We start from the raw sequence: 21,961 nt of genomic DNA on the forward strand, positions 1-21,961 counted from the left end.
GAGAGGAAGCACGACATGGCACGAAAGCGCACGCGGCGGGGCCTGGGGCCCGGCGCCCTCGGGGTGCTGGGGATCCTCGGATTCCTGCTCACCTGGGAGCTGCTGCCCCTGACGGGGATCGTCGACCCGCGGTACCTGCCCCCGGCCAGCGCGGTCCTGCTGGAGCTCGGGGTGCAGCTCGGCTCGGCGGGCTTCTGGCTGGCGGTCTGGCAGACCGTCCGGGCCTGGTTCCTCGGGCTGCTGATCGCCGCGGTCGCCGCGATCGTCCTGGGGCTGGTCATCGGCAGCAGCGGGTTCCTGCGCCGGGCCACCCACAGCACGATCGAGTTCCTCCGGCCCATCCCGTCGGTCGCGCTCATCCCGCTGGCCGTGCTGCTGTTCGGCGTGCAGCTCGAGTCCACCCTGCTGCTGGTGGTGTACGCGTCCTTCTGGCAGATCCTCATCCAGGTCCTCTACGGGGTCGGCGACGTGGACACCGTGGCGCAGGACACGGCCAAGAGCTACGGGCTCGGGACGCTGGCCCGCGTCCGGTACGTCACGTGGCCCACGTCCCTGCCCTACGTGATCACCGGGCTGCGGCTCGGGGCGGCCGTGGCGCTGATCCTGGCGGTCACCGCCCAGCTCGTGATCGGCACCCCCGGGCTGGGCCGGGAGATCTCCCTGGCCCAGTCCGGCGGCGCCGTCACGGCCATGTACGCGTTCATCGTCACGGCCGGGCTGCTGGGCGTGCTCATCAACCTGGGGATGCGGGCGCTCGAGCGCCGGGCGCTGGCCTGGCACTCGTCCGTCCGCGGAGAGGTGGCGGTGTGAGACTCGTCAAGACCCTGGGCTACGCGCTCGCGCTGCCCGTCCTGCTGGTCCTGCTGTGGTGGGTCTACACCCTCGTGGAGACCAACTTCTACGTCCCGGAGCCGGGCGAGTTCGCCACGACGTTCGTGGACGTCTGGTTCGGGGACCGGTTCTTCGACGACGTGCTGCCCAGCATCGGCCGGCTCCTGGTGGGTCTGGCGCTGTCCATCCTGCTCGGCGTGGTCGTCGGGCTCGTGATCGGCTCGGTGCGCTGGCTGCGGAACCTGCTGGAGCCCGTGCTCGAGTTCTTCCGGGCGATCCCGCCGCCCGTGCTGGTGCCCGTGCTGATGCTGCTCATCGGCGTCAACGACCAGATGAAGGTCGTGGTGATCGTGCTCGGGTCCGTGTGGCCCGTCCTGCTGAACACCATCGAGGGCGTGCGCTCGGTCGACTCCGTCATGAACGAGACGGCGCGCTCGTACGGGATCCACGGGTGGTCGCGGATCGTCCACCTGGTGATCCCCGCCGCCAGCCCCCAGATGATGGCCGGCATCCGGCAGGCCCTGTCGATCGGGCTGATCCTGATGGTGATCTCGGAGATGTTCGCCTCGTCCTCGGGGCTCGGTTTCACCATCGTGCAGTTCCAGCGATCGTTCGCCATCCCCGAGATGTGGAGCGGCATCGCCGTCCTGGGTCTCATCGGAGTGGTGCTGGCGTTCGTCTTCCAACGTGTTGAACGCAAGGTCCTCGCCTGGTACCGGGGCCTGAAAGAGGTGGAGAATGCAGGCTGAATCAGGAAGCTCGGCAGCGGACGGCGGCGCGACCGCTCCCCGGACCGGAGCGGGCGGGAGCGCCGGGCACGGGACCGGCACGAACAGCACCGGCACCGGGGTCTCGGGCGCCGGCGCGGGGCGCACCGGCGGGAAGGACGTGCTGCTGTCCGTGCGCGGGCTGCAGAAGATCTACCAGAGCGACCACGGCGACGTGGAGGCCGTCCGCGACCTCACGTTCGACCTCGGCCGCGGCGAGCTGGCGTGCCTCGTGGGACCCTCGGGCTCCGGCAAGACCACGCTGCTCAAGTGCATCTCGGGGCTCATGGCGCCGACCTCCGGCGAGGTGCTGCTGGGCGGCGAGCAGGTGACCGGCCCGCCCAAGGACATGGCCGTGGTCTTCCAGGAGTACGGACGCAGCCTGTTCCCCTGGATGACGGTCCGCGAGAACGTGGAGCTGCCGCTGAAGAACGCGAAGCTGGCCCGGGACGAGCGGAACCGGCTCGTGGAGGAGGCGATCGCCGCCGTCGACCTGCGCGGCGCGGACAAGAAGTACCCGTGGCAGCTGTCGGGCGGCATGCAGCAGCGCGTCGCGATCGCCCGGGCGGTGGCCTACCAGCCGAAGATCCTGCTGATGGACGAGCCCTTCGCCGCGGTGGACGCCCAGACCCGCGCCGACCTCGAGGACCTCATCCGGGACGTGTGGCACCGGATGGGCGTGACCGTGCTGTTCGTGACCCACGACATCGACGAGTCCGTCTACCTCGGCGAGCGCGTCATCATCCTGTCGAGCTCGCCCACGGTGGTCCAGGAGGACCTCCCCATCGACCTGCCCGACGACCGCGACCAGCTCACCACCCGCGGCCTGCCGCGGTTCACCGAGCTGCGCGGCCACGTCTACGAGGAGATCCAGCGCGCCAAGCGAGAGGCGGGCACGAGGGCCTGAGCCGCCCGCCGGACACCCCCGGGAGGGGCCGCGACCGGAGCCGGTGCGCCCACTACACTGGGCCCACCGGCTCCGGAGCGCCCGGCGCCGTTTCCCCGGGAGGCCTGCCATGAGCACCACCCCGTCCGACGGTCTGCGCGGCACCACCGCGCCGTGCCCGCGCTGCGGCGCCACCGGGTTCGAGCTGGTCTACGTGCAGATCATGCCCGACGACTGGGACCGGGCGCGCGACGTCGAGCTGGCGTCCCCGTCGATGATGCTCCCCGACGGGCGCGCCCCCGAGTTCTCCTGCCAGAACGGGCAGTGCCGCCACCTCTGGTGAGCCGGGGCGGTCCCAGGCTGCCGGCGCCGCCGGGTCCTGCCCGTCGCGGTCGAGGCCGGATCAGTTGGCGAAAACGTCCAGCAGCCGGCCCTTGTCCGTCCAGAGGGCCACGGACTCGCCGCCGTTGTTGAGCACGGCGGAGGTGCCGCCGTTGTAGTGGGCGTCCTCCGTGTCGGTGCCCGGACCGGTGTGCACGCGCAGCTGCGCGCCTGGGGCCAGCTCGTAGCCCTCGCCCACGGTGAGGACGTTGTTCGCGGCGTCGCGCAGGACGTACCCGCCGACGTCCACGGTGCTCCGGCCCGCGTTGGTGAGCACCACGTGCTCACCGGTCCCGGGCTGGAGGTCGTCGCCCGGGACGTCGTTGACGGAGTCCTCGATCCGGATCCGGTTGTTCGCCGGGAAGGGCTCGCGCCCGTCGAGGTAGCGCTGCGTCTGGAGGGGGAAGTCGCCTGTGATCATGTCGACGCCGAGGTCCACCACGTCCTGGACGGCCTCCGGGGAGTTGACGGTGTAGACGCCCAGGTCCAGTCCGGCGGCGTCGACGCGGGCGACGTCGTCGGCGTCGAGGGTGCGGTAGTTCGTGCCCACGGAGTCCACGACACCGGCCCACCGCTCGATCGTGGCGGCGTCCGGGACGCTGCCGGTGAGCTGCTGCAGGGGCACGTCGGGGGCCAGCCCGGCGAAAGCCCGGTTGGACGTCTCGTCGAAGCCGATGACGGTGACCTTGCCCGCCGCGAGCAGCTTCGCCCAGTCCTGGTCCTCGGCCAGGGCGTCGGCCACGACCTGCTCGATGCCCGGGGAGTCCTGCGGGGACTTGATCTCGATGTAGACGCCGGTGCTGACGGTGGCGACCTTCGCGGCGTCGTCGAGGTGGGGGATCCTCTCCCCGGCGAACTCGTCGCCGAAGGAGGAGCCGGCGTCGAGCTGCTGCAGCTCGTCCCACGTGAAGGACGTGACCGGGTCGTCCTCGCGGCCCGGGAAGACCTCCTCGACGTCCGTGGTGCGCGCCGGGGTGCTGTCGTGGAACAGGAACGGCACGCCGTCGGCGCTGAGCTGGACGTCGATCTCCAGGTAGTCGACGCCGGCGGCGCGGGCGTCCTTGAACCCGGACACGGTGTTCTCGGGGGCGGTGCCGGCGGCGCCGCGGTGCCCGACGAGGATCGGGCCCTCGGCGCCGGACGGGGCGGCCACGGCGGGCAGCGCCGAGCCGAGCACAAAGACGGTGGACAGAGCCGCGGCGGCGCCGCGCAGGGGGCGGGGGGATCGAGCGGTCATGACGGTGCTCCTTGTGCCTGGGGGACGGTGCCCCACCACGAAAGCGGAGCGCGGAGACGGACCGGTCAACGCGGCGTGAAGCGCAGATGATCTCCGGGCGTCCCGGAGGGGGCCGGTACTGTGGACGCCATGGACAACAGCACGATCGTGAACATCTTTCTGGTCCTGCTGTTCGTGGCCGTCGGCGGCGTCTTCGCGGGCACCGAGATGGCGATCGTGAGCCTGCGGGAGAGCCAGGTCAAGCGGATCGAGCGCTCGGGACGGAAGGGCGCCCGGACCGCCGCCCTCGTCCGGGACCCCAACCTCTTCCTCTCGGCGGTGCAGATCGGCGTGACGGTGGCCGGGTTCTTCTCCTCGGCCTACGGCGCCTCGACGCTCGCCCCGGACCTGGCCCCCGTGTTCGAGCGGGCCGGCCTGTCCACCGCGGCCGCGGAGACCTCGGCGCTGATCGGCATGACCCTGGTCATCGCCTACCTCTCCCTCGTCCTGGGGGAGCTCGTCCCCAAGCGCCTGGCCATGCAGCGCTCCGTGGGCTTCACGAAGGTCCTGGCCCCTCCGCTGAGCGTCTTCGCCAAGCTCATGCGCCCCGTCATCTGGCTGCTGTCCGTGTCCACGAACCTGGTGGTCCGGCTCGTGGGCGGGGATCCGCACGCCGTCACCGAGGAGGTGTCGGCGGAGGAGATCCGGGAGATGGTCGTGGACACCCGGGGCATCGGGTCCGTCTCGCGCTCGATCCTCACGGACGTCTTCGAGGCGGGCGACCGACGCCTGGCCGAGGTCATGCGCCCCCGCCCCGACGTCCACTTCCTGGACGGCACCCTGCCCGTCACGGAGGCCTACCGCACGGCCCTGGGCCTGCCGCACTCCCGCTACCCCGTGCTCGGCACGAGCGTGGACGACGTCCTGGGCTTCGTGCACATCCGCGACCTCGTGGTGGCGGACCGGGACGGTGACGGGGTCATCGAGGCCCCGCCCCGGACCCTCCGGGACGTGGTGCGGCCCATCCCCTTCCTGCCGGAGACCAACCACGTGCTGCGCACCCTGCAGGGTATGCGCAAGGACGGGCACCACATCGCGCTGGTGGTCGACGAGTACGGCGGGACGGCGGGCATCGTGACCCTGGAGGACCTGGTCGAGGAGCTCGTGGGCGAGATCTACGACGAGTTCGACGCCGGGGTGCGGGAGCACGAGGACACGGTGCTGCGCCAGGGCGGGGCCGTGCTCGTGGACGGCGGGCTGATCATCCAGGAGGTTCCGGCGGAGGCGGGGCCCGTCATCCCCGAGGGCCACTACGAGACCGTCGGCGGGTTCGTGATGGACCGGCTGGGGCGGGTGGCGCGCCCGGGCGACGCCGTGGACGTGGACGACTACCGGCTCGAGGTCCTGGCCGTGGACCGCAGCCGGGTGGAGCGGGTGCGGATCACCCGGCTGCGGCGGGACGCGGCGGGGGACGGCAGCCCCGGGGCCTGACCGGTCCCGGCGGGGCTCGGCGGCGGACCGCGGCGCCGGCGCGGCGCGGCGTCAGTGCCCGCGGAAGGCCTCGGCCAGCCACCACGCCCCGCCGTCGGAGGCGATCTTGGCGTCGATCACCAGCGGCCGCTCCAGCGGCCCGGACAGCCGCTCCCGCACGGCGGCCAGGTCCTCGACGGAGCGCACGACCACGCCGTCGGCGCCGAAGCCCCGGCCGATCGCCGCGATGTCGACGTCCGGGAAGACCACCGTGTCCAGCGGCACGTCCCCGTCGCCGGCGAAGTGGTGCACCTCGGCCCCGTACGCGGCGTCGTCGTAGACCACGCACACCAGCGGCAGGCCCAGCCGGACCGCGGTCTCGAGCTCGGCGATCCCCATGAGGAAGCCGCCGTCCCCGGTGCCGAGCACCGGCAGCCGGTGCGGCTGCGCCAGCGCGGCGCCGATGGCGGTGGCCAGGCCCAGGCCGACGGACTGGAAGGCCTGGGTGAAGCAGAACCCGCGCTCGTCCGGCACGGAGAGGTACTGGCTGGGGTAGCCCATGAAGTTGCCGCTGTCGACGGCCACGACGCGCTCGGCCGGCAGCATCGCGTCCAGTTCGCGGGACAGCACCCGCGGGTCGATCCGCTCCGCCGTGGACAGGTCCTCGAACGTGACGTCCCGCCACTGGCCCTCCCGGGCGATCCGTGCGGCCAGCTCGGGCGTGCGCCAGGACGACGACGCCGGGGCGGCGGCTCCCGGCCCGGCGGCGCCCTCCCGCACGGTGCAGCCCTCCCGCGCGGTGCCGTGCTCCAGCACGGCGAGGACGTCCCGGGCGGTGAGCGCGCAGTCGCCCACGACCCCCAGGTCCAGCGGCCTCCCCACCGGTCGGTGCGCGCCCAGCGCGGACTCTTCGAGGTCCACCTGGACGACGGAGGCCTCCGGGTCGAGGAGGTGCCCGTGCCGCGTGGTCCACATGTTCAGGGCGCAGCCCCATCCCACCACGAGGTCGGCCTCCCCGATCAGCTCCGCGGTCGTCGGGGAGGAGAAGCCCCCGGAGATGCCGAGGTCGAAGTCCTCGCCGGCGAACAGACCCTTGGCCACCGCCGACGTCGCCAGCAGCGCCCCCGACCGCTCGGCGAGGGCGGTCAGCTCGGCGCGGGCGCCCCGGGCGCCGCGTCCCGCCACGAACACCGGCCGGTGCGCGGCGGCCAGCATCCCCGCCAGGCGCGCAGCGGCCTCGTCGTCCGGGCGCACCCGCGGGGCGGGCGGGAGCGCGGGCACCACGGCGCCCTCGGGAGCGGGGGCGGCCTGGACGTCGAGCGGGACGCTGAGCACCACGGTGCGGCGGTCGTTGCGGGCCCGGCGGACGGCCCGGGCGACGTCGGCCGCGGCGCTCGCAGGGGAGTGCACCCGGTCGGCCACCGCCCCCACCGCCAGGGCGAGGGCGTCCTGGTCGATCCGGAAGTTGGAGTGCACGGAGGCGGCCTGCGTGTCGGCGGTCAGCACGATCAGCGGGGTGCGGGACTTGGCGGCCTCGCCGATGCCGGTGGTCGCGTTGGTCAGCCCGCAGCCCTGGTGCGTGGTGACCACGGCGACGCGCCCGCTGGTGCGGGCCCAGGCGTCGGCCATGGTCGCGGCGCCGTTCTCGTGCCGGGCTGCCGTGAAGGGCACGCCCGCGGCGATCAGCGCGTTGGTGAGGTGGAAGTTCCCGCTGCCCACCACGCCGAAGGCGTGCCCGACCCCCAGCTCCGCGAGCGCACGGCCCACGAGCTGCGCGACCGTGCCGGTCACGTCCCGGTCCTCTCGACGAGGGCGAGAACCCGGGCGGGGCTGCCCGTGCCGCCCACGACCGGCAGGGGCGCGACCACGAGCTGCGCCCCGAGGACCGGCAGCCGGTCGAGACGGCGCAGCGAGGTCAGCCCGTACTTGTCGTGGCCCAGCAGGTGGTGGTGGGCGGGGAAGGGCGGGTCGAAGCCGCCGGCGACGCCCGCGTCGATGCCGACGGTCTCCACGCCGAAACCGCTGACGTGCGGATGGGCGGCGAGCCACTCGGCGGCGGCCACCGACGGACCCGGGGCGTGCAGGCCGTGCTCGTCGGCGTTGAGGAAGCGCTCGGGGTCGTCCCCGCGGGCGGACCAGCCGGTGCGCAGGAGCACCCAGCAGTTCTCGGGGAAGCGGCCGTGCTCGGCCTCCCACCGCTCGAGGTGCTCGGGCTCCAGCAGGGCGTCGGCGTCCGCCTCCGTCTCCGCGGTGAGGTCCAGGACGGCGGCCGGCCCCACGAGCCGCGCCGGCTCGATCCGGTCCACCGACCTCCCGTCCCGGCCGGTGATCCAGTGCACGGGCGCGTCCAGGTGCGTGCCGGCGTGCTCGCCCAGCGTCAGGTCGTTCCACGCCCAGACGGGCCCGGCATCGTCGAAGGCGCTCACCGGGGTCATGGACAGGCCCACCGTGTTGGCGAACGGTTCCGGCAGACGCAGGATCGGGGTGTTCCGGTCCAGGGGAGTGGTCAGGTCCACGACCTCCACGGTCCCGGCGGCCAGCGCCGCCCCCAGTTCGCCCAGCACGCTCATGATGTCACCCTCCGCAGTTCGGGAGCCCCGTCGGCGGGGCCCTGGCACATGCCTCGTCGCCCATTGTGCCCCGCGGCGGGCCCGGCCCCTCGGCGCCGGGCGGAAGCGTCGCCGCCGGGAGCAGGCCGCGGAACCGCCCGACCGGCGCCGCAGCAGGTGCGGCAGGAGCGCGTCCCCCGGCTGCGCCCCGGATCCGCTCCCACCTCGTGGCATTAGTGTTCACAGAGTGAGTGCGCAGAGGGTCTCGGGCGCCCTCCCGGTGTACTGTGATGGGCGTCCCAACGGCTCGTGATGCCCTCCCCGCAACCGGCAGCCGGTTCTGCTCCGAGGGCGGTCGGCGCAGCCGCGTCCTGCCCGCATCCCGCAAGGAGCCCTGCATGAGCACCACCTCCGAGTCCTATCTCGTGGGCCTGATCGGCGACGGCATCACCCGCAGCCTCACCCCGCCGATGCACGAGACCGAGGCCCGGAACCACGGCCTGCACTACCTGTACCGCCCGGTGGACCTCGAGGTGATCGGCCGCCCGGGCGAGGACGTCGGGGAGCTGCTGCGGGCCGGGCGCGACCTCGGGTTCAATGCCTTCAACATCACGCACCCGTGCAAGCAGCTGGTCCTGGCCCACCTCGACGAGGTCGCCCCGGAGGCGGCCGCGCTGAGGGCCGTCAACACGGTGGTGATCCGCGACGGGCGGTTCGTCGGCCACAACACCGACGTGTCCGGCTTCGCCGCGGGGTTCCGGGCCGTGCTCCCCGGCGCGGCCAAGGACCGTGTGGTCCAGGTCGGCACCGGCGGCGCCGGCTCCGCCGTGGCCTCCGCGCTGCTGAGCGCCGGCGTGCGGACCCTGCACCTGTTCGACGTGGACCCCGCCCGGGCGGCCGAGCGGGCCGCCGCCATGGCCGAGCTCTTCCCCGGGCAGCAGGTCGAGGCCGCCACTGCCGAGACCCTGCCGGAGCTGGTGCGCGCGGCGGACGGGGTGGTCAACGCCACCCCGGTGGGCATGCACCACCACCCCGGCACGCCCGTGGACCCCGGCCTGCTGGAGGCCCGGCAGTGGGTGGCCGACGTCGTCTACCTGCCGGTGGAGACCGAGCTCATCGCCGCGGCCCGGGCCCGGGGGTGCCAGGTGCTCGACGGCGGCCACATGGCCGTCGGCCAGGCGGTGGACGCGTTCCGTCTCATCACCGGTGTGGAGCCCGACCGGGCCCGGATGCGCGCCCACTTCCTCGACCTTCTCGGGGCCCAGCGGAGCTGAGCGCGCGCCCGCGTCCCGGCCGCCCCGGGAAGCCGGTGCCCGCCGGGCTCCGGCCCGCTCCGGCGGACGGGGTCACTGCCGCTCCTGCCGCGGGACGGCCGCGAGGTGCTCGGGCCGCACGGGCACGGCGTGCTGCTGGTGATCAGGGTGCTTGCCCAGCCACTTCTTGATGTAGGGGCACACCGGGACGACCGTCAGCCCGGCGCCGACGGTGTCGTCCAGGGCCCGGCGGGCCAGCACGGAGGCCAGGCCCTGCCCGCCGTAGGCGTCGTCCACGGTGGTGTGGTGGAAGATCCGCTGCGGCCCGCCGGCGCCCTCGAAGGGGACCCAGTGGGCCGTGCCGATGACGGTCTCCCCGTCGAGGAGCTCGTAGCGATGCCGGTCGGGGTTGTTCCGGACCGTGACGGCGGAAGTGTCCATGGTGATCTCCTGGGGACGGGCTCAGCCGCGGGGCCGCAGCTGGACGGTGGGCAGCGGCGGGGCCGGCAGCGGGGCGGGCTGCTCCGACGGGTAGGGCCCGAAGCGCGGGTACGGGGCGCCGTCGTCGTAGCTGCCGTCGGCGGGCGCGGGAGCCGGTTCGGCGTCGATCTCCGCCTGCCAGGCGGCGCGGTAGGCGACGATCTCCTCGTGGGTGCGGCCCACGAAGTTCCACCACATCACGATCTGCTCGCCCAGCGGCTCCCCGCCGATGAGCAGCAGCCGGACCGGGCCGAGACCGGCCTCCAGCACCACGGAGTCCTGCCCGACCGGGAGATAGGCGAGGTGGTCCACCGGCACGGGTGCGCCGTTGAGCGACAGGTCGCCGGTGTCCAGCAGCACGCCGTGCTCGAGGGCCGGGTCCAGCTCCAGCTCCAGCCGCGCGCCGGGCCGCAGGACGGCCTCGGCGGCCAGCAGCGGCGGCGTGAAGGTGTCCACCGGGGACGTGCTGCCGGCCAGGGAGCCCAGGAAGACGCGCAGCTCCGTGCCCTCGCCGACGACCGGCTCGGGGGCGTGGTGCTCGAAGGCCGGGGCCATGTGGCGGGTCGCCTCCGGCAGGGCGTACCACAGCTGGATGCCGTGCAGGAGCGTGGTGCCGGGGGTGGAGAACTCCTGGTGGGAGATCCCCCGCCCGGCGATCATCAGGTTGACCTCACCGGGCTGGACGATCGCGTCGTAGCCGGCCGAGTCCCGGTGGGCGATCCCGCCGGTGAACAGCAGGCTCACGGTGGCCAGCCCGGTGTGCGGGTGCCGGGCCACCCGCATGCCCCCGGACTCCGAGACCAGGTCGGGGCCGTAGTGGTCGACGAAGCACCACGCCCCGATGAGGCTGCGCTGCCGCTGGGGCAGGGTGCGGCGCACGGTCATGGCCCGGGGCCCGCCCAGGGGCACCTCGCGCGGGGCCAGCAGCTGCGCGCCCGCCCCGACGGCCTCGGTGCACAGGAGCTCCTGCGGGTCCACGTCCAGGTTGGTCACGCCGTGCCTCCCGCGACCGTTGACGGGGTGCGCGGCGCTTCCGCCACCGGCGCCTCCGCGGCCTGCTTCCCCGGTCCCTGGTCCTCCGGTGCCTGGTTCTCCCGGCCCTGGTCCTCCGGGGCGGCCCCACGGGGCCGGACCCGGTGGCGGGAGAGGACCGAGATCCGGTTGAAGGCGTTGATCGCCACCGCCGTCCACTGCAGCGCGGAGTACTGCTCGTCGGTCAGCTCCGCCCGGGCCACGGCCAGTTCCGCCAGCCGGGTCTCCTCGTCGGGCAGCAGGGCCACGACCTCCCCGATGGCCAGCGCGGCCTGCTCCAGGTCGTCGAACAGCTCCGTCTCGCGCCAGGCGGGGAGCACGGCCAGCTTCTGCGCGCTCACCCCGGCCTCCACGGCGTAGCCGGTGTGAAGGTCGAGGCAGTAAGCGCACCCGTTGAGCTTGGAGACCCTGACGCTGAGCAGCTCCACGAGCGCCCGGGACAGCCCGGCGTCCTCGGCCGCAGCGGCGACCTTGCGCGCCAGGCCGTTGAGCGCCCGCCAGCTGCCGGGATCCGCCTTGTCGAGGTAGAAGTGGTCGCCGGCGCTCATGGAGTCTCCTCGTGGTCGTCGCGGCGCCGCCGGGCGGCACCGCCGTGCTTCCAGCGAATACCCCCGGCGGGGCCCCGTCAAGTGCGGTGCCGCACTGCTCGTGGGCCGGCCGCAGGACATTGGGGGACGAAAAAATGCGCTATTCATCGTCGCTGGTGAGGCGCATCCTGGAAGAGCTTGTTCAGGCCGGGGCAGCAGGCTCCGGCCCGGAGTTCCTCCCGGAGGAGAAGTCATGGCCACCACCGAGTTCGTTCCCGTCTCCGACTGCACCGTGGGGCAGTGCTCGTTCAACCACGACCACGAGTGCACGGCCCACGCGATCACCGTGACCGGCAGCTCCGGCCACGCGCACTGCGGCACGTTCATCTCGCTGGGCCCGGACGGCGGCCTGCCCACCGTGCACGCGGAGGTGGGCGCCTGCCAGCGCGGGGAGTGCGTGCACAACTCCCGCCTGATGTGCACGGCCCACGACGTCAAGATCGGAGCCGGCGCCGACGAGGCCGACTGCCTGACCTACCAGGCCGCCTGACGCCCGCCGGCGGCCCCGTCCCCGGCCCCCGGGCACGTGCCCGAGGGCCGGGGTCTCCGCCTGCCCGGGCTCGGACGTGCCACGGCGCCCGGGGCGCGGGACAATGGAGGGGACCGGGCAGGAGCGCCGGAGCATCGAGAGGACGGTACGCCATGGACGAGGAGATCCGGCTCAGCGGGGCGGACCACCCGCACGTGCAGATCCCCCGGCTCGGGGAGCTCGACGCGGTCTGGGCCCGGCGGATCGTGCTCGCCCTCGTGTCGAGCCTGGTGGTCGGGCTGCTGGGCGGCATCGCGGCCGCGCTGCTGCTGGGCGGGGGCCGGCTGCTGAGCCCCGCCCAGTGGGGGCTCATGGTGGGCGGGGCGGCCCTGCTGGTCAGCGGCATCATCCTCTCGCTCACCCGCGCGGACGACGCGCCCCGCAACGACCTCATGGACGCCCGTGCACGCGCGAGCAAGGGGCTGCGGACCTCGGTGCGCCGCGGCGCCGTCCCGCGGGACCCGGTCCTGCGGGAGATGCAGGACTACATGGCGGTGGAGATGGTGCAGTACGCCTGGCCGATCCTGCTGACCGTCCCCGGCATGGCGCTGGTGGTGTGGGCGCTCTTCGTGCCCGTCCCGGCCGTGCTGGTGGCGCTGCTGCTCGTGCTGGTGTGGGCCGTGGTCCGGGTCAACGGGACCGTGGTGGGCCGGCGCTACTACAAGCTGCGGGGCCTGCTGTGAGCGGACGGGCCGGCGGCGCACGAACGGGTGGCGCCGGTCGAGCGGGGCCGGGCCGGCCGGGCGTCAGCGCCGCGGCAGCCGGACGAGCTCCACGTCGGTGAGCCGCCCGCCGTCGGCGACCGCCGTCAGGTAGGTGCAGTACGGCTGGCGCCGCCGGTCCGTGGGGGACCCGGGGTTGAGCAGCCGCAGACCCGCCGGGGTGGTGCTGTCCCACGGGATGTGGCTGTGGCCGAAGACCAGGACGTCGAGGCCGGGGAACGCCCGGTCCATGCGGGCCTCCCGCCCGGTGGCGGCCCCGGTCTCGTGGACCATGCCGAAGCGCACGCCCCCGAGCGTCGCGCGGGCCACCTCGGGCAGCCGCTCCCGCAGCCCCGGCCCGTCGTTGTTCCCCCAGACCCCCACGAGGCGCACGGCCCGCTCCTCGAGCCGGTCGAGGGTCGCGAGGTCGATCCAGTCGCCCGCGTGCAGCACCACCTCGGCGTCGTCGACGGCCCGCCACACTTCGGCGGGCAGGTCGCGGGCGCGCTTGGGGACGTGCGTGTCGGCGAGCAGGAGGAGTCGGACCATGATGATCAGCCTCGCACAGGGACCGGCCGTCCGTCGCGGCGGATCCGGTCCAGGCCCCGCGAGCCCAGCCAGACGACGCCGAAGAAGACGATCACGGCGATGCCGAGGAAGTCGAGGTCGACCGCCGCCACGAGAGCGAGCGCGCCGCCGGCCGGCTGCAGGAGCTCGGCGAGCACCGACAGCAGGCTCGTCCCGCCGATCACGAAGGCGATGACGACCGAGACCGTGGTCACCGTGACGTCGTAGTCCAGCTTGCGGCGGACGTCCCCCGAGGCCCAGCCGTAGACCCGGTTCATCAGGATGCCGTCGGCGCTGTCGAACATCGTCATGCCCGCGGTGAAGAGCACGGGCAGCACGAGCACCGCGTACCAGGGCAGCTCGGGGGCGAGCCCGCCGGCCGTGACGAACAGCCCGATCGAGGCCGCTGTGTCGAGGCCGAGGCCGAAGAGGAAGCCGACGGGGTACATCTTGGCCGGGCGGTCCACCGCGCGGGTCACGGGGTGCAGCACGCGGTGCAGCACGCCCCGGTCGGCGAGGTGGGCGTCCAGCTCGGCGGCCTCCAGGGCGCCGGTGCGCGCGGCGCGGCGGGCCCGGCGCAGCCGCAGCAGCACGGCGAGGTTGAGCACCCCGGCGGTGACGAGGAACAGCCCGGAGACGGTGCCGCCCCAGATCCCCGCGGCCTGCCGCAGCCCGGAGCCCTCGTCGGCGAGGCCGCCCGCGAAGGCCTCCAGGCCGAGGGCCAGCAGCAGCACGGAGACGAGGACCACCGACGAGTGGCCCAGGGCGAACCAGAAGCCGGTGGCCGCGGACTCCCGGCCGCGCGCCATCAGCGAGCGCGTCGCGTTGTCGATCGCGGCGATGTGGTCGGCGTCGAAGGCGTGCCGCACGCCCAGGGCGTAGGCGCTGAGGGCCAGCCCCACGAACAGTCCCGTGCTCCCCTGAGGGGTCTCGGTGGCCAGGACGAGGGTGAGCAGCGCGCCCCAGCCCACGAGGTGCAGGAGGACGACCGCGGCTCCGACCACGGTGACGCCGCGCCGCCCGGAGGCGGACGGGGGGACGGTGTGGGAGCTGCTCACGGCGGGCCTTTCGCTGGGTCGGGTCGGGTCGGGGCGGGGTCGGGGCGGGTTCGGGGAGGGACCGCGGGGCCGGGTGCGCGCACCCGGCCCCGCGTCGGCGTCAGCTCTCGAGCGGGACGCCGTCCTGCTCGGCCTCGTCGAACAAGGCGTCGACGTGGACCGCGTCCCGGCCCGCGCGCTCGAGCAGGCTGGCGGCCACGCCCGATCGGTAGCCGGAGCCGCAGTGCACCCACAGCCGGCCCGCGGGGACCTCGTCCATCCGGGTCAGCAGCTCGTGCAGCGGGATGTTGACCGCGCGGGGGAGGTGCGACTCCTCGTACTCGTCCACCCGGCGGACGTCCAGGACGGTCTCGTCCTCGGGCCGCTCGGCGAGCATGCCCTTCCAGTCGACGCGCGGATAGGAGGAGACGGCCGCGCCCGGGGCCAGCTGCCGCGGGTCCTCGCCCAGCGCCGCGTCGGGGGAGTCGATGCCGATGCGGGACAGGTCCCGGATCGCGTTCTCGACGTCCTCGCGGGAGCCGACGAGGGTCAGCTGACGGTCGTAGGGGAAGATCCAGCCCAGGAAGGTGGTGAAGCTCGAGCCGTCGCCGTACTCGAAGCTGATGGTCCCCGTCAGATGGGTGCTCGAGTAGGCCACGCGGTTGCGCAGGTCCACCACCCACTCGCCGGCCTCGAGGCGGGACCGGAGCTCTTGGGGGTCGAGGGAGTCGGGCACGGACAGGTCCGGCTCGGCGGGTCCGGCGGTGTTGGCCGGGCCCATGTGCGCGTAGTAGTTCGGGTACGCCGTGAGGTTGGCGATCAGCTCCCGGACGAAGTGCTCCTCGTCCGGGTCGGTGTAGACGTGATTGGTCTCGATCTGCTCGCCCAGGGTGGACTCGCTCGCGCCGGTGGCGGGGCCGGAGGAGCAGAAGGAGCCGAACCCGTGCGTCGGGTACAGGGCGGCCTTCTCCTCGGCCGCCTGCGCGAGGCGGCGGGCGGAGGCGTACTGGTCGTGGGTCAGGCCCACCATGTGCTCGCGGCCCAGCAGGTCGGTGCGGCCCACGGAGCCGTAGAGGACGCTGCCGCCGGAGAACACGGCCTGCTCGTCGCCGTGCTCCACCACGAAGGACAGGTGGTGGTGGGTGTGGCCGGGGGTGGCCACGGCCTTCACGGAGAGCTCGCCGACCCGGACGGTGTCGCCGTCGGCGATCGGGGCGCGCTCGAAGGAGACGTCGTCGGCGGCGTTGACGAGGTAGGCGGCGCCGTGCTTCTGGGCGTAGACGCAGCCGCCGGTCACGTAGTCGTTGTGGATGTGGGTCTCGGCCACGTGGGTGACCCGCACGCCGGCCCGCTCCACGGCGGCCTCGACGCGGTCGATGTCGCGCTGGGCGTCGATGACGAGGGCGACCTCGCCGTCGTGCACGAGGTAGCTGCGGTCCCCGAGCTGGGGGGTGTCGATGACGGTGACGTCCATGATGCGTTCCTCCTGGTGGGGCCTCGCAGCGCACCGCGGGGCGTTGTGACGGTATCGGCGGTCTGTTACGGGAGTGTTCCAGGGCCGGGGGGCGACGACGGAAGCGGTGTGCCGACGGTCCCCGTCGCGGCTCAGGCCTGCTGCCCGGCCTGCTGCCGGGCGAGCTCGGCGTGCACCTCGGCCATGTCGAGGCCCTTCACCGCGGTGATGACCTGGTCGAGACCGGCGGCGGGCAGGGCACCCGGCTGGGAGAACACGAGCACGCCCTCGCGGAAGGCCATCAGGGAGGGCATCGAGCTGATGCCCGCGGCGGCGGAGAGCGGCTGTTCGGCCTCGGTGTCGACCTTCGCGAAGACGACGTCCTCGTGCTTGGTCGACGCGGCCTCGTAGGTGGGGGCGAACATGCGGCAGGGGCCGCACCAGCTCGCCCAGAAGTCCACGAGGACGATGTCGTGGTGCTGGACGGTCTCGGCGAAGGTCTGCTCGGTGACGTCGACGGTGGCCATGGGGATCTCCTGATCGGTGTGCGGTGTGGCGTGGGGTATGCGGTGTGGCGGGGAGCGTGCGGTCAGGCGGTGAGGGGCGTGCGCAGGGGGCATCTCGGGACCGCGTACCAGCAGACGACCGCGGCGACGCCGGCGGCCGCCGCGGTGATCCCGACGGCGGGACCGGCCGCGCCGGGCAGCTCCTGGACCAGGACGAAGACGCCCATGACCAGGACGAAGACGCCGAAACTCTTGCGCAGTGCGGCCTCGGGGATGCGGCCGGCCAGGCGGGCGCCGGCGAACGAGCCGGCGACCGCGGCGACGGTCACGGCGCCGACCAGGGCCCAGCCCAGGGAGACCGTGGTGAGATAGCCGGCGAGCCCGGCGAAGGACTTCAGGGCGATGACCACCAGGGAGGTGCCCACGGCCACCGGCATGGACAGCCCGCCCAGCAGGGCCAGGGCCGGGACGACGAGGAAGCCACCGCCGGCGCCCACCAGACCGGTGACGAGACCCACGACGAGGCCCTCGGCGACGACCTTCAGGACCGGCAGCTCACCGTCGTGGGCCTGGGCGGGCCCGTTCCTCCGGCCGCGGATCATGGCGAGGGAGGTCGCGACCATCATCAGGGCGAAGGCGACCATCAGCACGGTGCCCGGGATGTAGCCCCCGGCCAGGCCCCCGAGGAAGGCCCCGGCCATGCCGGCTGCGCCGAAGACGAGGCCGGTGCGCCACTTCACGCGTCGGTTGCGGGCGTGGTTGACGGCGCTGACGGCGGAGGTCACCCCGACGACGAACAGGGAGGCCGCGATGGCCTCCCTGGGGTCCAGGCCGGCGACGTAGGTGAGGATCGGGACGGTGAGGATGGACCCGCCGCCGCCGAGGAGACCGAGCGAGAGGCCGATCAGCACCGACAGCAGGAGGGTCAGTACGAGGGTGACGGTCATGGTGCGTGTCCTTCTGCTCACCGGGGCGGGGCGAGGTGGTCGGATCGAGGAGGGTGCCGGGGGCCGTCCGGCGTTCGTCCCGAGTATGTCAGATACCCCCAGGGGTATTCAAGTACCCCAGGGGGTATCAGGGGCGGATCTCGGTATCGCCCAGCGAGAACCTGGCCGTTCCGCACTTCCCATTCCGCTCCCGGCGTGCCAACAGTGGAGTCCTGACCGTCAGATCCACCGACCGAGGAGACCTGTCATGACCACCGACATCACCGGCAAGAAGATCGCGTTCATCGCCACGAACGGCGTCGAGGAGCCCGAGCTCACCGAACCCTGGAAGGCCGTCCAGGAGGCCGGCGGCACCCCCGTGCTCCTCTCCCCGGAGCAGGGCAGCATCACGGCGATGCAGGGGGACTGGGACCGCGCCGGCAGCTACGACGTCGACGGCACCCTCGCCGCGGCGAAGGCCGAGGACTTCGACGCCCTGGTCCTGCCCGGCGGCACCCTCAACGCGGACAGCGTGCGCACGGACCAGGACGCCCTGCGCCTGGTGAAGGAGTTCGACGCCGCGGGCAAGCCGATCGCGGCCATCTGCCACGCGCCGTGGATCCTCATCGAGGCCGGGCTCGCGCAGGGCCGGCGCCTCACGTCCTACACCTCCCTCGCCACCGACCTGAAGAACGCCGGGGCGGACTGGGTGGACGAGGAGGTCGTCGTCGACGGCCGGCTCGTCACCTCCCGCAACCCCGGTGACCTCGAGGCCTTCAACCGGGAGACGCTGAAGCTCGTCGCGGGCTGACCCGCTCCCCGGCCACAGCCCAGCCCACCGCGGGGCCTCACGGCGCCGCGCGCCGAGGGGGCGCTCCCGGGCGACCGTCGTCCCCGACGCCGTCCGGGAGCGCCCCCTCGGCGGTGCCGGCCCGCCGGTTCAGGCCGGCAGGTCGCGGCGGCGGAACCCCGCGGCGGCCGCGGCCAGGAGCGCGAGCGCCAGCGCGGCGAGGCCCAGCAGGGGGGCCGCCTCCCAGTCCTCGGAGGGCACGAGCGGCGTCAGCTGCACCGGGGAGAGGTTCATCGCCGGATCGGGCAGGTCGAGCAGCAGGCCGAACCACGACACGAAGACCAGGTGGGCGACCACGACCCAGCTCAGCGCGGCGAACCGCGGGACGAGTCCCACCAGCGCGGCGGCGACCCCGGCCACGACCAGCACGGCCGGGAAGTAGGCCAGGGCCGCCAGGGCGAGCTCGCCGGTCCAGCGCAGGTCCCCGGTGGTGGCGGTGACCCCGGCGCCCAGCGCCGCCCCGGCCAGCAGCAGGGCCAGGAGGGACTCCACGACGACGACGGTGAGCCAGCCGAGCACCCAGCGCACCCGGTCGAGACCCGTGGAGAGGACGAGAGCCGTGCGGCCGGCCTCCTCCTCCGCGCGCAGCCGCAGCACACCCGAGACGGCGAACGCGACCACCCCGAGCACGAGGTAGGACAGCGTCGCGGCGGCGAAGGACTCGGTGAGGGCGTCGAGGTCCATCACGAGCCACTCGGTGATCGACGGGATGTCCGCGATGCTGTCCTCCAGGGAGTCGGCCAGCGAGCCGAAGGCCAGGCCGAAGAGGACGAGTCCCGCGGTCCACCCGAGGAACGTGCCGCGCAGCAGCCGCCGCGCCAGCCCGGTCGCGGAGAGCAGGGACGCCCCGGCCGTCGCGGGGCCCGGGCGTGCCTGCCGCAGCCCGGCGCCCAGGTCCCGCCGCTGGGCCAGGAGCACGGCCGTGACCAGCAGCACGGCCGTGAGCGCCCCCGAGAGCGCCAGCGGCCACCAGCGCAGGTCCACGTAGAGCCGGGTCTGCTGGGCCCACGCGATGGGCGAGAGCCAGGACAGCCACGAGCCGCTGGGCTCGATGACGTCCCCGATCCCGCGCACCAGGAAGGCCGCGCCGAGCACAGCCATCGCCGTGCCGGAGGCGGCCCGCGCGTGCTCGGTGAGCTGGGCGGTCACGGCCGCCACGGACCCGAACACCAGGCCCGTGAGGGCCGTGGCCAGTCCCCACGCCACGGCGTCGACCCCGCCCAGGCCCGCCGCGAGGAGCCCCGCCGTGATCCCCGCGCCGACCGCCGCGTCCGCCACGGCGACCGCCCCGAGAGCGGCCGCCGCCGGGGCGAAGCGGCCCACCGGCAGCGCGCGGACCACCTCGAGCCGCCCCGACTCCTCCTCGGCCCGCACGTGCCGGCTCGCGAGCAGGATGCTCATGATCGCGGTCGCCACGAGCACGGACAGGCTGAGCTCGTTGACCGTCATGGCACCCAGCGTGTAGTCGTCCGCGCCGAAGGCCGGGCCGGTCATCATCACGGCGGACGGGTTGTCCAGCAGCGCGGCCCGGGCCTGGCGGGCCTCGCCGTCCGGGAACGTCTCCTCCAGGGCGAGCACCGTCGCGTACACGGTGCCGGTCAGCGCGAGCACCCACACGAGGATCCGCACCCGGTCCAGGCGCAGGTTGAGCCGGAACAGGCGGCCGGTCGCGGCCCACGGCTCGGCGGTCCTCATCGGGGCGCCCGCACGTCCCGGACGGGGCCGCGCCCGGTCCCGTCCGGGGCCGCGGGGTCGGTCCCGTCCTGGGCGGCGGGTGCGGCCGGGCGGTCACCGTAGTGGCGCAGGAAGAGCTCCTCGAGCGAGGGCGGGGTCACGGTCAGGTTCTGCACGCCCAGGTCGGCGAGCGCCCGGAGCACCTCGGGGACCCGGGCGTCGTCGACGTCGAAGCTCAGCCTCCCGTCCTCGTGCACGAGGTGGTGCACGCCCGGCAGCCCGCCCAGGCGGCCGAGGCCGGCGGGAGTCGTGGCCGTGACGGCGGAGCGGGTCAGGTGGCGCAGCTGGGCGAGGGTGCCGCTCTCCACGTCCCGGCCGGTGCGGATGATGGTCACGGTGTCGCACAGCTTCTCGACCTCCGCCAGGATGTGGCTCGAGAGCAGGACCGTGCTGCCCTGCCCGCTCAGCCGGCGCACCTCGTCCGTGAACACGGCCTCCATGAGCGGGTCCAGCCCGGAGGTCGGCTCGTCCAGGACGTACAGCTCCGCCTCGGCGCTCAGGGCGGCCACCAGCGCCACCTTCTGTCGGTTGCCCTTCGAGTAGCTGCGGGCCTTCTTCGTGGGGTCCAGCTCGAAGCGCTCGATGAGCTCGTCGCGGCGGCGGCGCCGTCGTCGTCCGCCGCGGATGCCGGTGAGCAGGTCCACGATCTCGCCGCCGGTCAGGTTCGGCCACAGGTTCGTGTCCCCCGGGACGTAGGCGGTGCGGCGGTGGATCTCCACGGCGTCGCGCCAGGCGTCCAGGCCCAGGACCGTGGCCGTCCCCGCGTCCGCCCGGAGCAGGCCCAGCAGCACCCGGATCGCCGTGGACTTCCCCGACCCGTTGGGGCCCAGGAAGCCCGCGACCTGCCCCGGCGCCACGGTGAGATCGAAGCCGTCGAGGGCCGCGGTGGGACCGAAGGTCTTGACGAGCCCGCGGGCCTCGATGACCGGGGTGTCCATGGGTGCTCCTGACGGGTCGGGGCCGGCGGCGTCACACCCGCCTGCTCCTCACGGTAGGCACCGCCCGGGCGGCGGACAAGGCGGGCCCGGGTCGGCGCGAGCGTCGTCCCGGGCCCCGGGAACAGGGGTGTCCGGGTCAGCCCGGACGGGGCCCCTGCACGGCCGAGGAGGTCGGGCCCTGCACTCCGGCGGTGGGGAGCCGCCGGTCGGACCGGTCGCGGGGATCGAGCCACGCCTTCGCCCGCAGGGCGGGCTTCTCGACGAGCGTCCACGACAGCAGCGCCAGGGGCAGCGTCAGCGCGACGACGAGCAGGGAGTTGACGGCGACACCCCACGACGCCGTCCCGAGCAGCACGAGGAGCTGCTGCACCGGATACGCGTAGATGTAGACGCCGTAGGAGAGGTCCGTGCGCGTGGTCCAGTTGTGGGACGGGGCGGCGCCGAGGCCGAGGAGCAGCACGGCGAGCGGCAGCTGCCCGTACAGGTCCGCCCAGCCGAGGTCCGTCAGGACGGCGTAGACGACGGCCGCCCCCGCGGTGTGCACCCAGGTGGGGCGCCACGTCCCCGCCCAGGCCCAGACCGCCGCGCCCGCCAGGAAGTAGCCCATCAGCCGGGCGCCGTTGAGGTAGAGGTGGGTCGTGACGTCCAGCGGCCCCTCGACCAGGGGGCGGAGCACGAGCGCGGCGAGGAACATCCCCGGGAGCACCCACCGGGCGTGCCGCGCCGCGACGGCGAGGCTGAGGACGAGACCGAGGAGCACGTAGGCGAGGGCCTCGTAGAACAGCGTCCAGAGCGAGCCGTTCCAGGAGTCGGGAGCCGGGACCTCGGTCAGGGTCCCGTCGATGCCCCACTGCGAGATCCTCAGGTCGCCGTTGCTCAGCACGAAGCCGGCCGCGGAGCCGAGGTCGAGGGACGTGCCCTCGATGGCGGCGGCGAGCGGTGCGAGGACGACGGCCACCACGAGCAGGCTCACCAGGAAGGCCGGGTAGATGCGCAGGAACCGTCGCCAGAGGTACGGCACCAGGGTGGTCCGCACCCTGCTCTCGGCGATGAGGTAGCCGCTGAGGGCGAAGAAGCCGTTGACGGCCATGTCGGACAGGAGCTCGAGGCTCGGACCGTCCGCGCCGGTCAGCGGCCACGCGTGGCCGAGGATCACCACCGACGCCAGGACCAGGCGAACGACGTTGAGGCGGTTGTGGCGGTCGCCCAGGCGTTCCCGGAGAGTCGTGGCCAAGAGAGGTGCCTTCCGCAGAGTGGGCAGCGCGGCC

General features: G+C 73.9%; 23 protein-coding genes. 9 read left to right on the forward strand and 14 right to left on the reverse strand.

Annotated features, from left to right (window positions below; all coding sequences use genetic code 11):
- Positions 1 to 15 precede the first annotated feature (15 nt).
- The 4 genes from ACFYE3_RS01305 (at position 16) to ACFYE3_RS01320 (ending at position 2,827) form a co-directional block, all read left to right on the forward strand.
- Positions 16 to 810 carry an ABC transporter permease gene (locus ACFYE3_RS01305; protein ID WP_387605529.1) on the forward strand — a complete coding sequence of 265 codons (795 nt, stop codon included), beginning with the start codon at positions 16 to 18 and terminating at the stop codon, positions 808 to 810.
- Positions 807 to 1,580, forward strand: a complete 774-nt coding sequence (locus tag ACFYE3_RS01310) for an ABC transporter permease (RefSeq protein WP_387605526.1) — start codon at positions 807 to 809, stop codon at positions 1,578 to 1,580. The genes ACFYE3_RS01305 and ACFYE3_RS01310 overlap by 4 nt, the downstream gene beginning before the upstream one ends.
- Positions 1,570 to 2,505 carry an ABC transporter ATP-binding protein gene (locus ACFYE3_RS01315; protein WP_387605525.1) on the forward strand — a complete coding sequence of 312 codons (936 nt, stop codon included), beginning with the start codon at positions 1,570 to 1,572 and terminating at the stop codon, positions 2,503 to 2,505. Before ACFYE3_RS01310 ends, ACFYE3_RS01315 begins: the two co-directional genes overlap by 11 nt.
- 109 nt (positions 2,506 to 2,614) lie before the next feature.
- A complete protein-coding gene (locus tag ACFYE3_RS01320; RefSeq protein ID WP_380214545.1) occupies positions 2,615 to 2,827 on the forward strand; it encodes a hypothetical protein in 213 nt (70 codons plus the stop codon).
- Positions 2,828 to 2,887: 60 nt separating this feature from the next.
- Here the strand turns inward: ACFYE3_RS01320 and ACFYE3_RS01325 are convergent, their stop codons facing one another.
- The gene (locus tag ACFYE3_RS01325; RefSeq protein WP_387605523.1) at positions 2,888 to 4,102 is read right to left on the reverse strand and encodes a glycerophosphodiester phosphodiesterase family protein; all 1,215 of its coding nucleotides are present in this window, start codon (positions 4,100 to 4,102) and stop codon (positions 2,888 to 2,890) included.
- A gap of 129 nt (positions 4,103 to 4,231) precedes the next feature.
- Here ACFYE3_RS01325 and ACFYE3_RS01330 point away from each other — a divergent pair, with 129 nt between their 5' ends.
- The gene (locus ACFYE3_RS01330) at positions 4,232 to 5,572 is read left to right on the forward strand and encodes a hemolysin family protein (protein ID WP_387605521.1); all 1,341 of its coding nucleotides are present in this window, start codon (positions 4,232 to 4,234) and stop codon (positions 5,570 to 5,572) included.
- Positions 5,573 to 5,623: 51 nt separating this feature from the next.
- Here ACFYE3_RS01330 and ACFYE3_RS01335 read toward each other — a convergent pair whose 3' ends face one another.
- Both ACFYE3_RS01335 and ACFYE3_RS01340 read right to left on the reverse strand, forming a co-directional pair.
- Positions 5,624 to 7,342, reverse strand: a complete 1,719-nt coding sequence (locus ACFYE3_RS01335) for a thiamine pyrophosphate-binding protein (protein WP_387605519.1) — start codon at positions 7,340 to 7,342, stop codon at positions 5,624 to 5,626.
- A complete protein-coding gene (locus tag ACFYE3_RS01340) occupies positions 7,339 to 8,121 on the reverse strand; it encodes a cyclase family protein (protein WP_387605517.1) in 783 nt (260 codons plus the stop codon). Before ACFYE3_RS01340 ends, ACFYE3_RS01335 begins: the two co-directional genes overlap by 4 nt.
- 377 nt (positions 8,122 to 8,498) lie before the next feature.
- On the opposite strand from ACFYE3_RS01340, the gene ACFYE3_RS01345 reads away from it, so the two are divergent.
- Complete coding sequence (locus ACFYE3_RS01345; RefSeq protein WP_387605515.1) at positions 8,499 to 9,374, forward strand: shikimate dehydrogenase; 876 nt, start codon at positions 8,499 to 8,501, stop codon at positions 9,372 to 9,374.
- Between the two features lie 72 nt (positions 9,375 to 9,446).
- Here ACFYE3_RS01345 and ACFYE3_RS01350 read toward each other — a convergent pair whose 3' ends face one another.
- From ACFYE3_RS01350 to ACFYE3_RS01360, 3 genes are read right to left on the reverse strand one after another with little or no spacing between them, the layout of a single operon-like run.
- Positions 9,447 to 9,794 (reverse strand): GNAT family N-acetyltransferase, encoded by a 348-nt coding sequence (locus tag ACFYE3_RS01350; protein WP_387605513.1) that lies wholly within the window; start codon positions 9,792 to 9,794, stop codon positions 9,447 to 9,449.
- 21 nt (positions 9,795 to 9,815) lie between these two features.
- Entirely contained in the window at positions 9,816 to 10,826 is a 1,011-nt protein-coding gene (locus ACFYE3_RS01355; RefSeq protein WP_387605511.1) for a pirin family protein, read from the reverse strand.
- Entirely contained in the window at positions 10,823 to 11,413 is a 591-nt protein-coding gene (locus ACFYE3_RS01360) for a carboxymuconolactone decarboxylase family protein (RefSeq protein ID WP_387605509.1), read from the reverse strand. Before ACFYE3_RS01360 ends, ACFYE3_RS01355 begins: the two co-directional genes overlap by 4 nt.
- Positions 11,414 to 11,645: 232 nt before the next feature.
- Between ACFYE3_RS01360 and ACFYE3_RS01365 the strand changes: the two genes are divergently transcribed.
- Entirely contained in the window at positions 11,646 to 11,942 is a 297-nt protein-coding gene (locus ACFYE3_RS01365; protein ID WP_387605508.1) for a DUF1540 domain-containing protein, read from the forward strand.
- 152 nt (positions 11,943 to 12,094) lie between these two features.
- Positions 12,095 to 12,664, forward strand: a complete 570-nt coding sequence (locus tag ACFYE3_RS01370) for a hypothetical protein (protein WP_387605506.1) — start codon at positions 12,095 to 12,097, stop codon at positions 12,662 to 12,664.
- Between the two features lie 63 nt (positions 12,665 to 12,727).
- Here the strand turns inward: ACFYE3_RS01370 and ACFYE3_RS01375 are convergent, their stop codons facing one another.
- The 5 genes from ACFYE3_RS01375 to ACFYE3_RS01395 all read right to left on the reverse strand — a co-directional run bounded on the left by ACFYE3_RS01375 (position 12,728) and on the right by ACFYE3_RS01395 (position 17,192).
- Positions 12,728 to 13,231 carry a metallophosphoesterase family protein gene (locus ACFYE3_RS01375; protein WP_387605505.1) on the reverse strand — a complete coding sequence of 168 codons (504 nt, stop codon included), beginning with the start codon at positions 13,229 to 13,231 and terminating at the stop codon, positions 12,728 to 12,730.
- 5 nt (positions 13,232 to 13,236) lie between these two features.
- Positions 13,237 to 14,307 (reverse strand): HoxN/HupN/NixA family nickel/cobalt transporter, encoded by a 1,071-nt coding sequence (locus ACFYE3_RS01380; RefSeq protein ID WP_387605503.1) that lies wholly within the window; start codon positions 14,305 to 14,307, stop codon positions 13,237 to 13,239.
- Positions 14,308 to 14,407: 100 nt separating this feature from the next.
- On the reverse strand, positions 14,408 to 15,760 hold the full coding sequence (locus ACFYE3_RS01385; protein WP_387605501.1) for an MBL fold metallo-hydrolase: 1,353 nt from the start codon (positions 15,758 to 15,760) through the stop codon (positions 14,408 to 14,410).
- Between the two features lie 131 nt (positions 15,761 to 15,891).
- The gene (trxA, locus tag ACFYE3_RS01390; protein ID WP_387605498.1) at positions 15,892 to 16,266 is read right to left on the reverse strand and encodes a thioredoxin; all 375 of its coding nucleotides are present in this window, start codon (positions 16,264 to 16,266) and stop codon (positions 15,892 to 15,894) included.
- Positions 16,267 to 16,328: 62 nt separating this feature from the next.
- Positions 16,329 to 17,192 carry a sulfite exporter TauE/SafE family protein gene (locus tag ACFYE3_RS01395; RefSeq protein WP_387605496.1) on the reverse strand — a complete coding sequence of 288 codons (864 nt, stop codon included), beginning with the start codon at positions 17,190 to 17,192 and terminating at the stop codon, positions 16,329 to 16,331.
- 247 nt (positions 17,193 to 17,439) lie between these two features.
- On the opposite strand from ACFYE3_RS01395, the gene ACFYE3_RS01400 reads away from it, so the two are divergent.
- A complete protein-coding gene (locus ACFYE3_RS01400) occupies positions 17,440 to 17,982 on the forward strand; it encodes a type 1 glutamine amidotransferase domain-containing protein (protein WP_387605494.1) in 543 nt (180 codons plus the stop codon).
- Between the two features lie 129 nt (positions 17,983 to 18,111).
- Here ACFYE3_RS01400 and ACFYE3_RS01405 read toward each other — a convergent pair whose 3' ends face one another.
- The 3 genes from ACFYE3_RS01405 to ACFYE3_RS01415 all read right to left on the reverse strand — a co-directional run bounded on the left by ACFYE3_RS01405 (position 18,112) and on the right by ACFYE3_RS01415 (position 21,927).
- Positions 18,112 to 19,716, reverse strand: a complete 1,605-nt coding sequence (locus ACFYE3_RS01405; RefSeq protein ID WP_387605492.1) for an ABC transporter permease — start codon at positions 19,714 to 19,716, stop codon at positions 18,112 to 18,114.
- Positions 19,713 to 20,693, reverse strand: coding sequence for an ABC transporter ATP-binding protein (locus ACFYE3_RS01410; RefSeq protein WP_387605491.1), 981 nt, complete (start codon positions 20,691 to 20,693; stop codon positions 19,713 to 19,715). The genes ACFYE3_RS01405 and ACFYE3_RS01410 overlap by 4 nt, the downstream gene beginning before the upstream one ends.
- A gap of 136 nt (positions 20,694 to 20,829) precedes the next feature.
- Positions 20,830 to 21,927, reverse strand: a complete 1,098-nt coding sequence (locus ACFYE3_RS01415; RefSeq protein ID WP_387605489.1) for an acyltransferase family protein — start codon at positions 21,925 to 21,927, stop codon at positions 20,830 to 20,832.
- Positions 21,928 to 21,961: the final 34 nt, after the last annotated feature.

Origin of the sequence: Kocuria arenosa, assembly GCF_042879215.1 — a bacterium.
GTDB lineage: Bacteria > Actinomycetota > Actinomycetes > Actinomycetales > Micrococcaceae > Kocuria > Kocuria arenosa.

Bases quoted from the DNA above. Each gene is read 5' to 3' on its own strand.
- ACFYE3_RS01330 (WP_387605521.1), top strand. From the start codon at position 4,232: ATGGACAACAGCACGATCGTGAACATCTTTCTGGTCCTGCTGTTCGTG.
- trxA (WP_387605498.1), bottom strand. From the start codon at position 16,266: ATGGCCACCGTCGACGTCACCGAGCAGACCTTCGCCGAGACCGTCCAG.
- ACFYE3_RS01305 (WP_387605529.1), top strand. From the start codon at position 16: ATGGCACGAAAGCGCACGCGGCGGGGCCTGGGGCCCGGCGCCCTCGGG.
- ACFYE3_RS01360 (WP_387605509.1), bottom strand. From the start codon at position 11,413: ATGAGCGCCGGCGACCACTTCTACCTCGACAAGGCGGATCCCGGCAGC.
- ACFYE3_RS01315 (WP_387605525.1), top strand. From the start codon at position 1,570: ATGCAGGCTGAATCAGGAAGCTCGGCAGCGGACGGCGGCGCGACCGCT.
- ACFYE3_RS01325 (WP_387605523.1), bottom strand. From the start codon at position 4,102: ATGACCGCTCGATCCCCCCGCCCCCTGCGCGGCGCCGCCGCGGCTCTG.
- ACFYE3_RS01395 (WP_387605496.1), bottom strand. From the start codon at position 17,192: ATGACCGTCACCCTCGTACTGACCCTCCTGCTGTCGGTGCTGATCGGC.
- ACFYE3_RS01375 (WP_387605505.1), bottom strand. From the start codon at position 13,231: ATGGTCCGACTCCTCCTGCTCGCCGACACGCACGTCCCCAAGCGCGCC.
- ACFYE3_RS01340 (WP_387605517.1), bottom strand. From the start codon at position 8,121: ATGAGCGTGCTGGGCGAACTGGGGGCGGCGCTGGCCGCCGGGACCGTG.
- ACFYE3_RS01370 (WP_387605506.1), top strand. From the start codon at position 12,095: ATGGACGAGGAGATCCGGCTCAGCGGGGCGGACCACCCGCACGTGCAG.
- ACFYE3_RS01350 (WP_387605513.1), bottom strand. From the start codon at position 9,794: ATGGACACTTCCGCCGTCACGGTCCGGAACAACCCCGACCGGCATCGC.
- ACFYE3_RS01405 (WP_387605492.1), bottom strand. From the start codon at position 19,716: ATGAGGACCGCCGAGCCGTGGGCCGCGACCGGCCGCCTGTTCCGGCTC.
- ACFYE3_RS01410 (WP_387605491.1), bottom strand. From the start codon at position 20,693: ATGGACACCCCGGTCATCGAGGCCCGCGGGCTCGTCAAGACCTTCGGT.
- ACFYE3_RS01385 (WP_387605501.1), bottom strand. From the start codon at position 15,760: ATGGACGTCACCGTCATCGACACCCCCCAGCTCGGGGACCGCAGCTAC.
- ACFYE3_RS01320 (WP_380214545.1), top strand. From the start codon at position 2,615: ATGAGCACCACCCCGTCCGACGGTCTGCGCGGCACCACCGCGCCGTGC.
- ACFYE3_RS01400 (WP_387605494.1), top strand. From the start codon at position 17,440: ATGACCACCGACATCACCGGCAAGAAGATCGCGTTCATCGCCACGAAC.
- ACFYE3_RS01365 (WP_387605508.1), top strand. From the start codon at position 11,646: ATGGCCACCACCGAGTTCGTTCCCGTCTCCGACTGCACCGTGGGGCAG.
- ACFYE3_RS01345 (WP_387605515.1), top strand. From the start codon at position 8,499: ATGAGCACCACCTCCGAGTCCTATCTCGTGGGCCTGATCGGCGACGGC.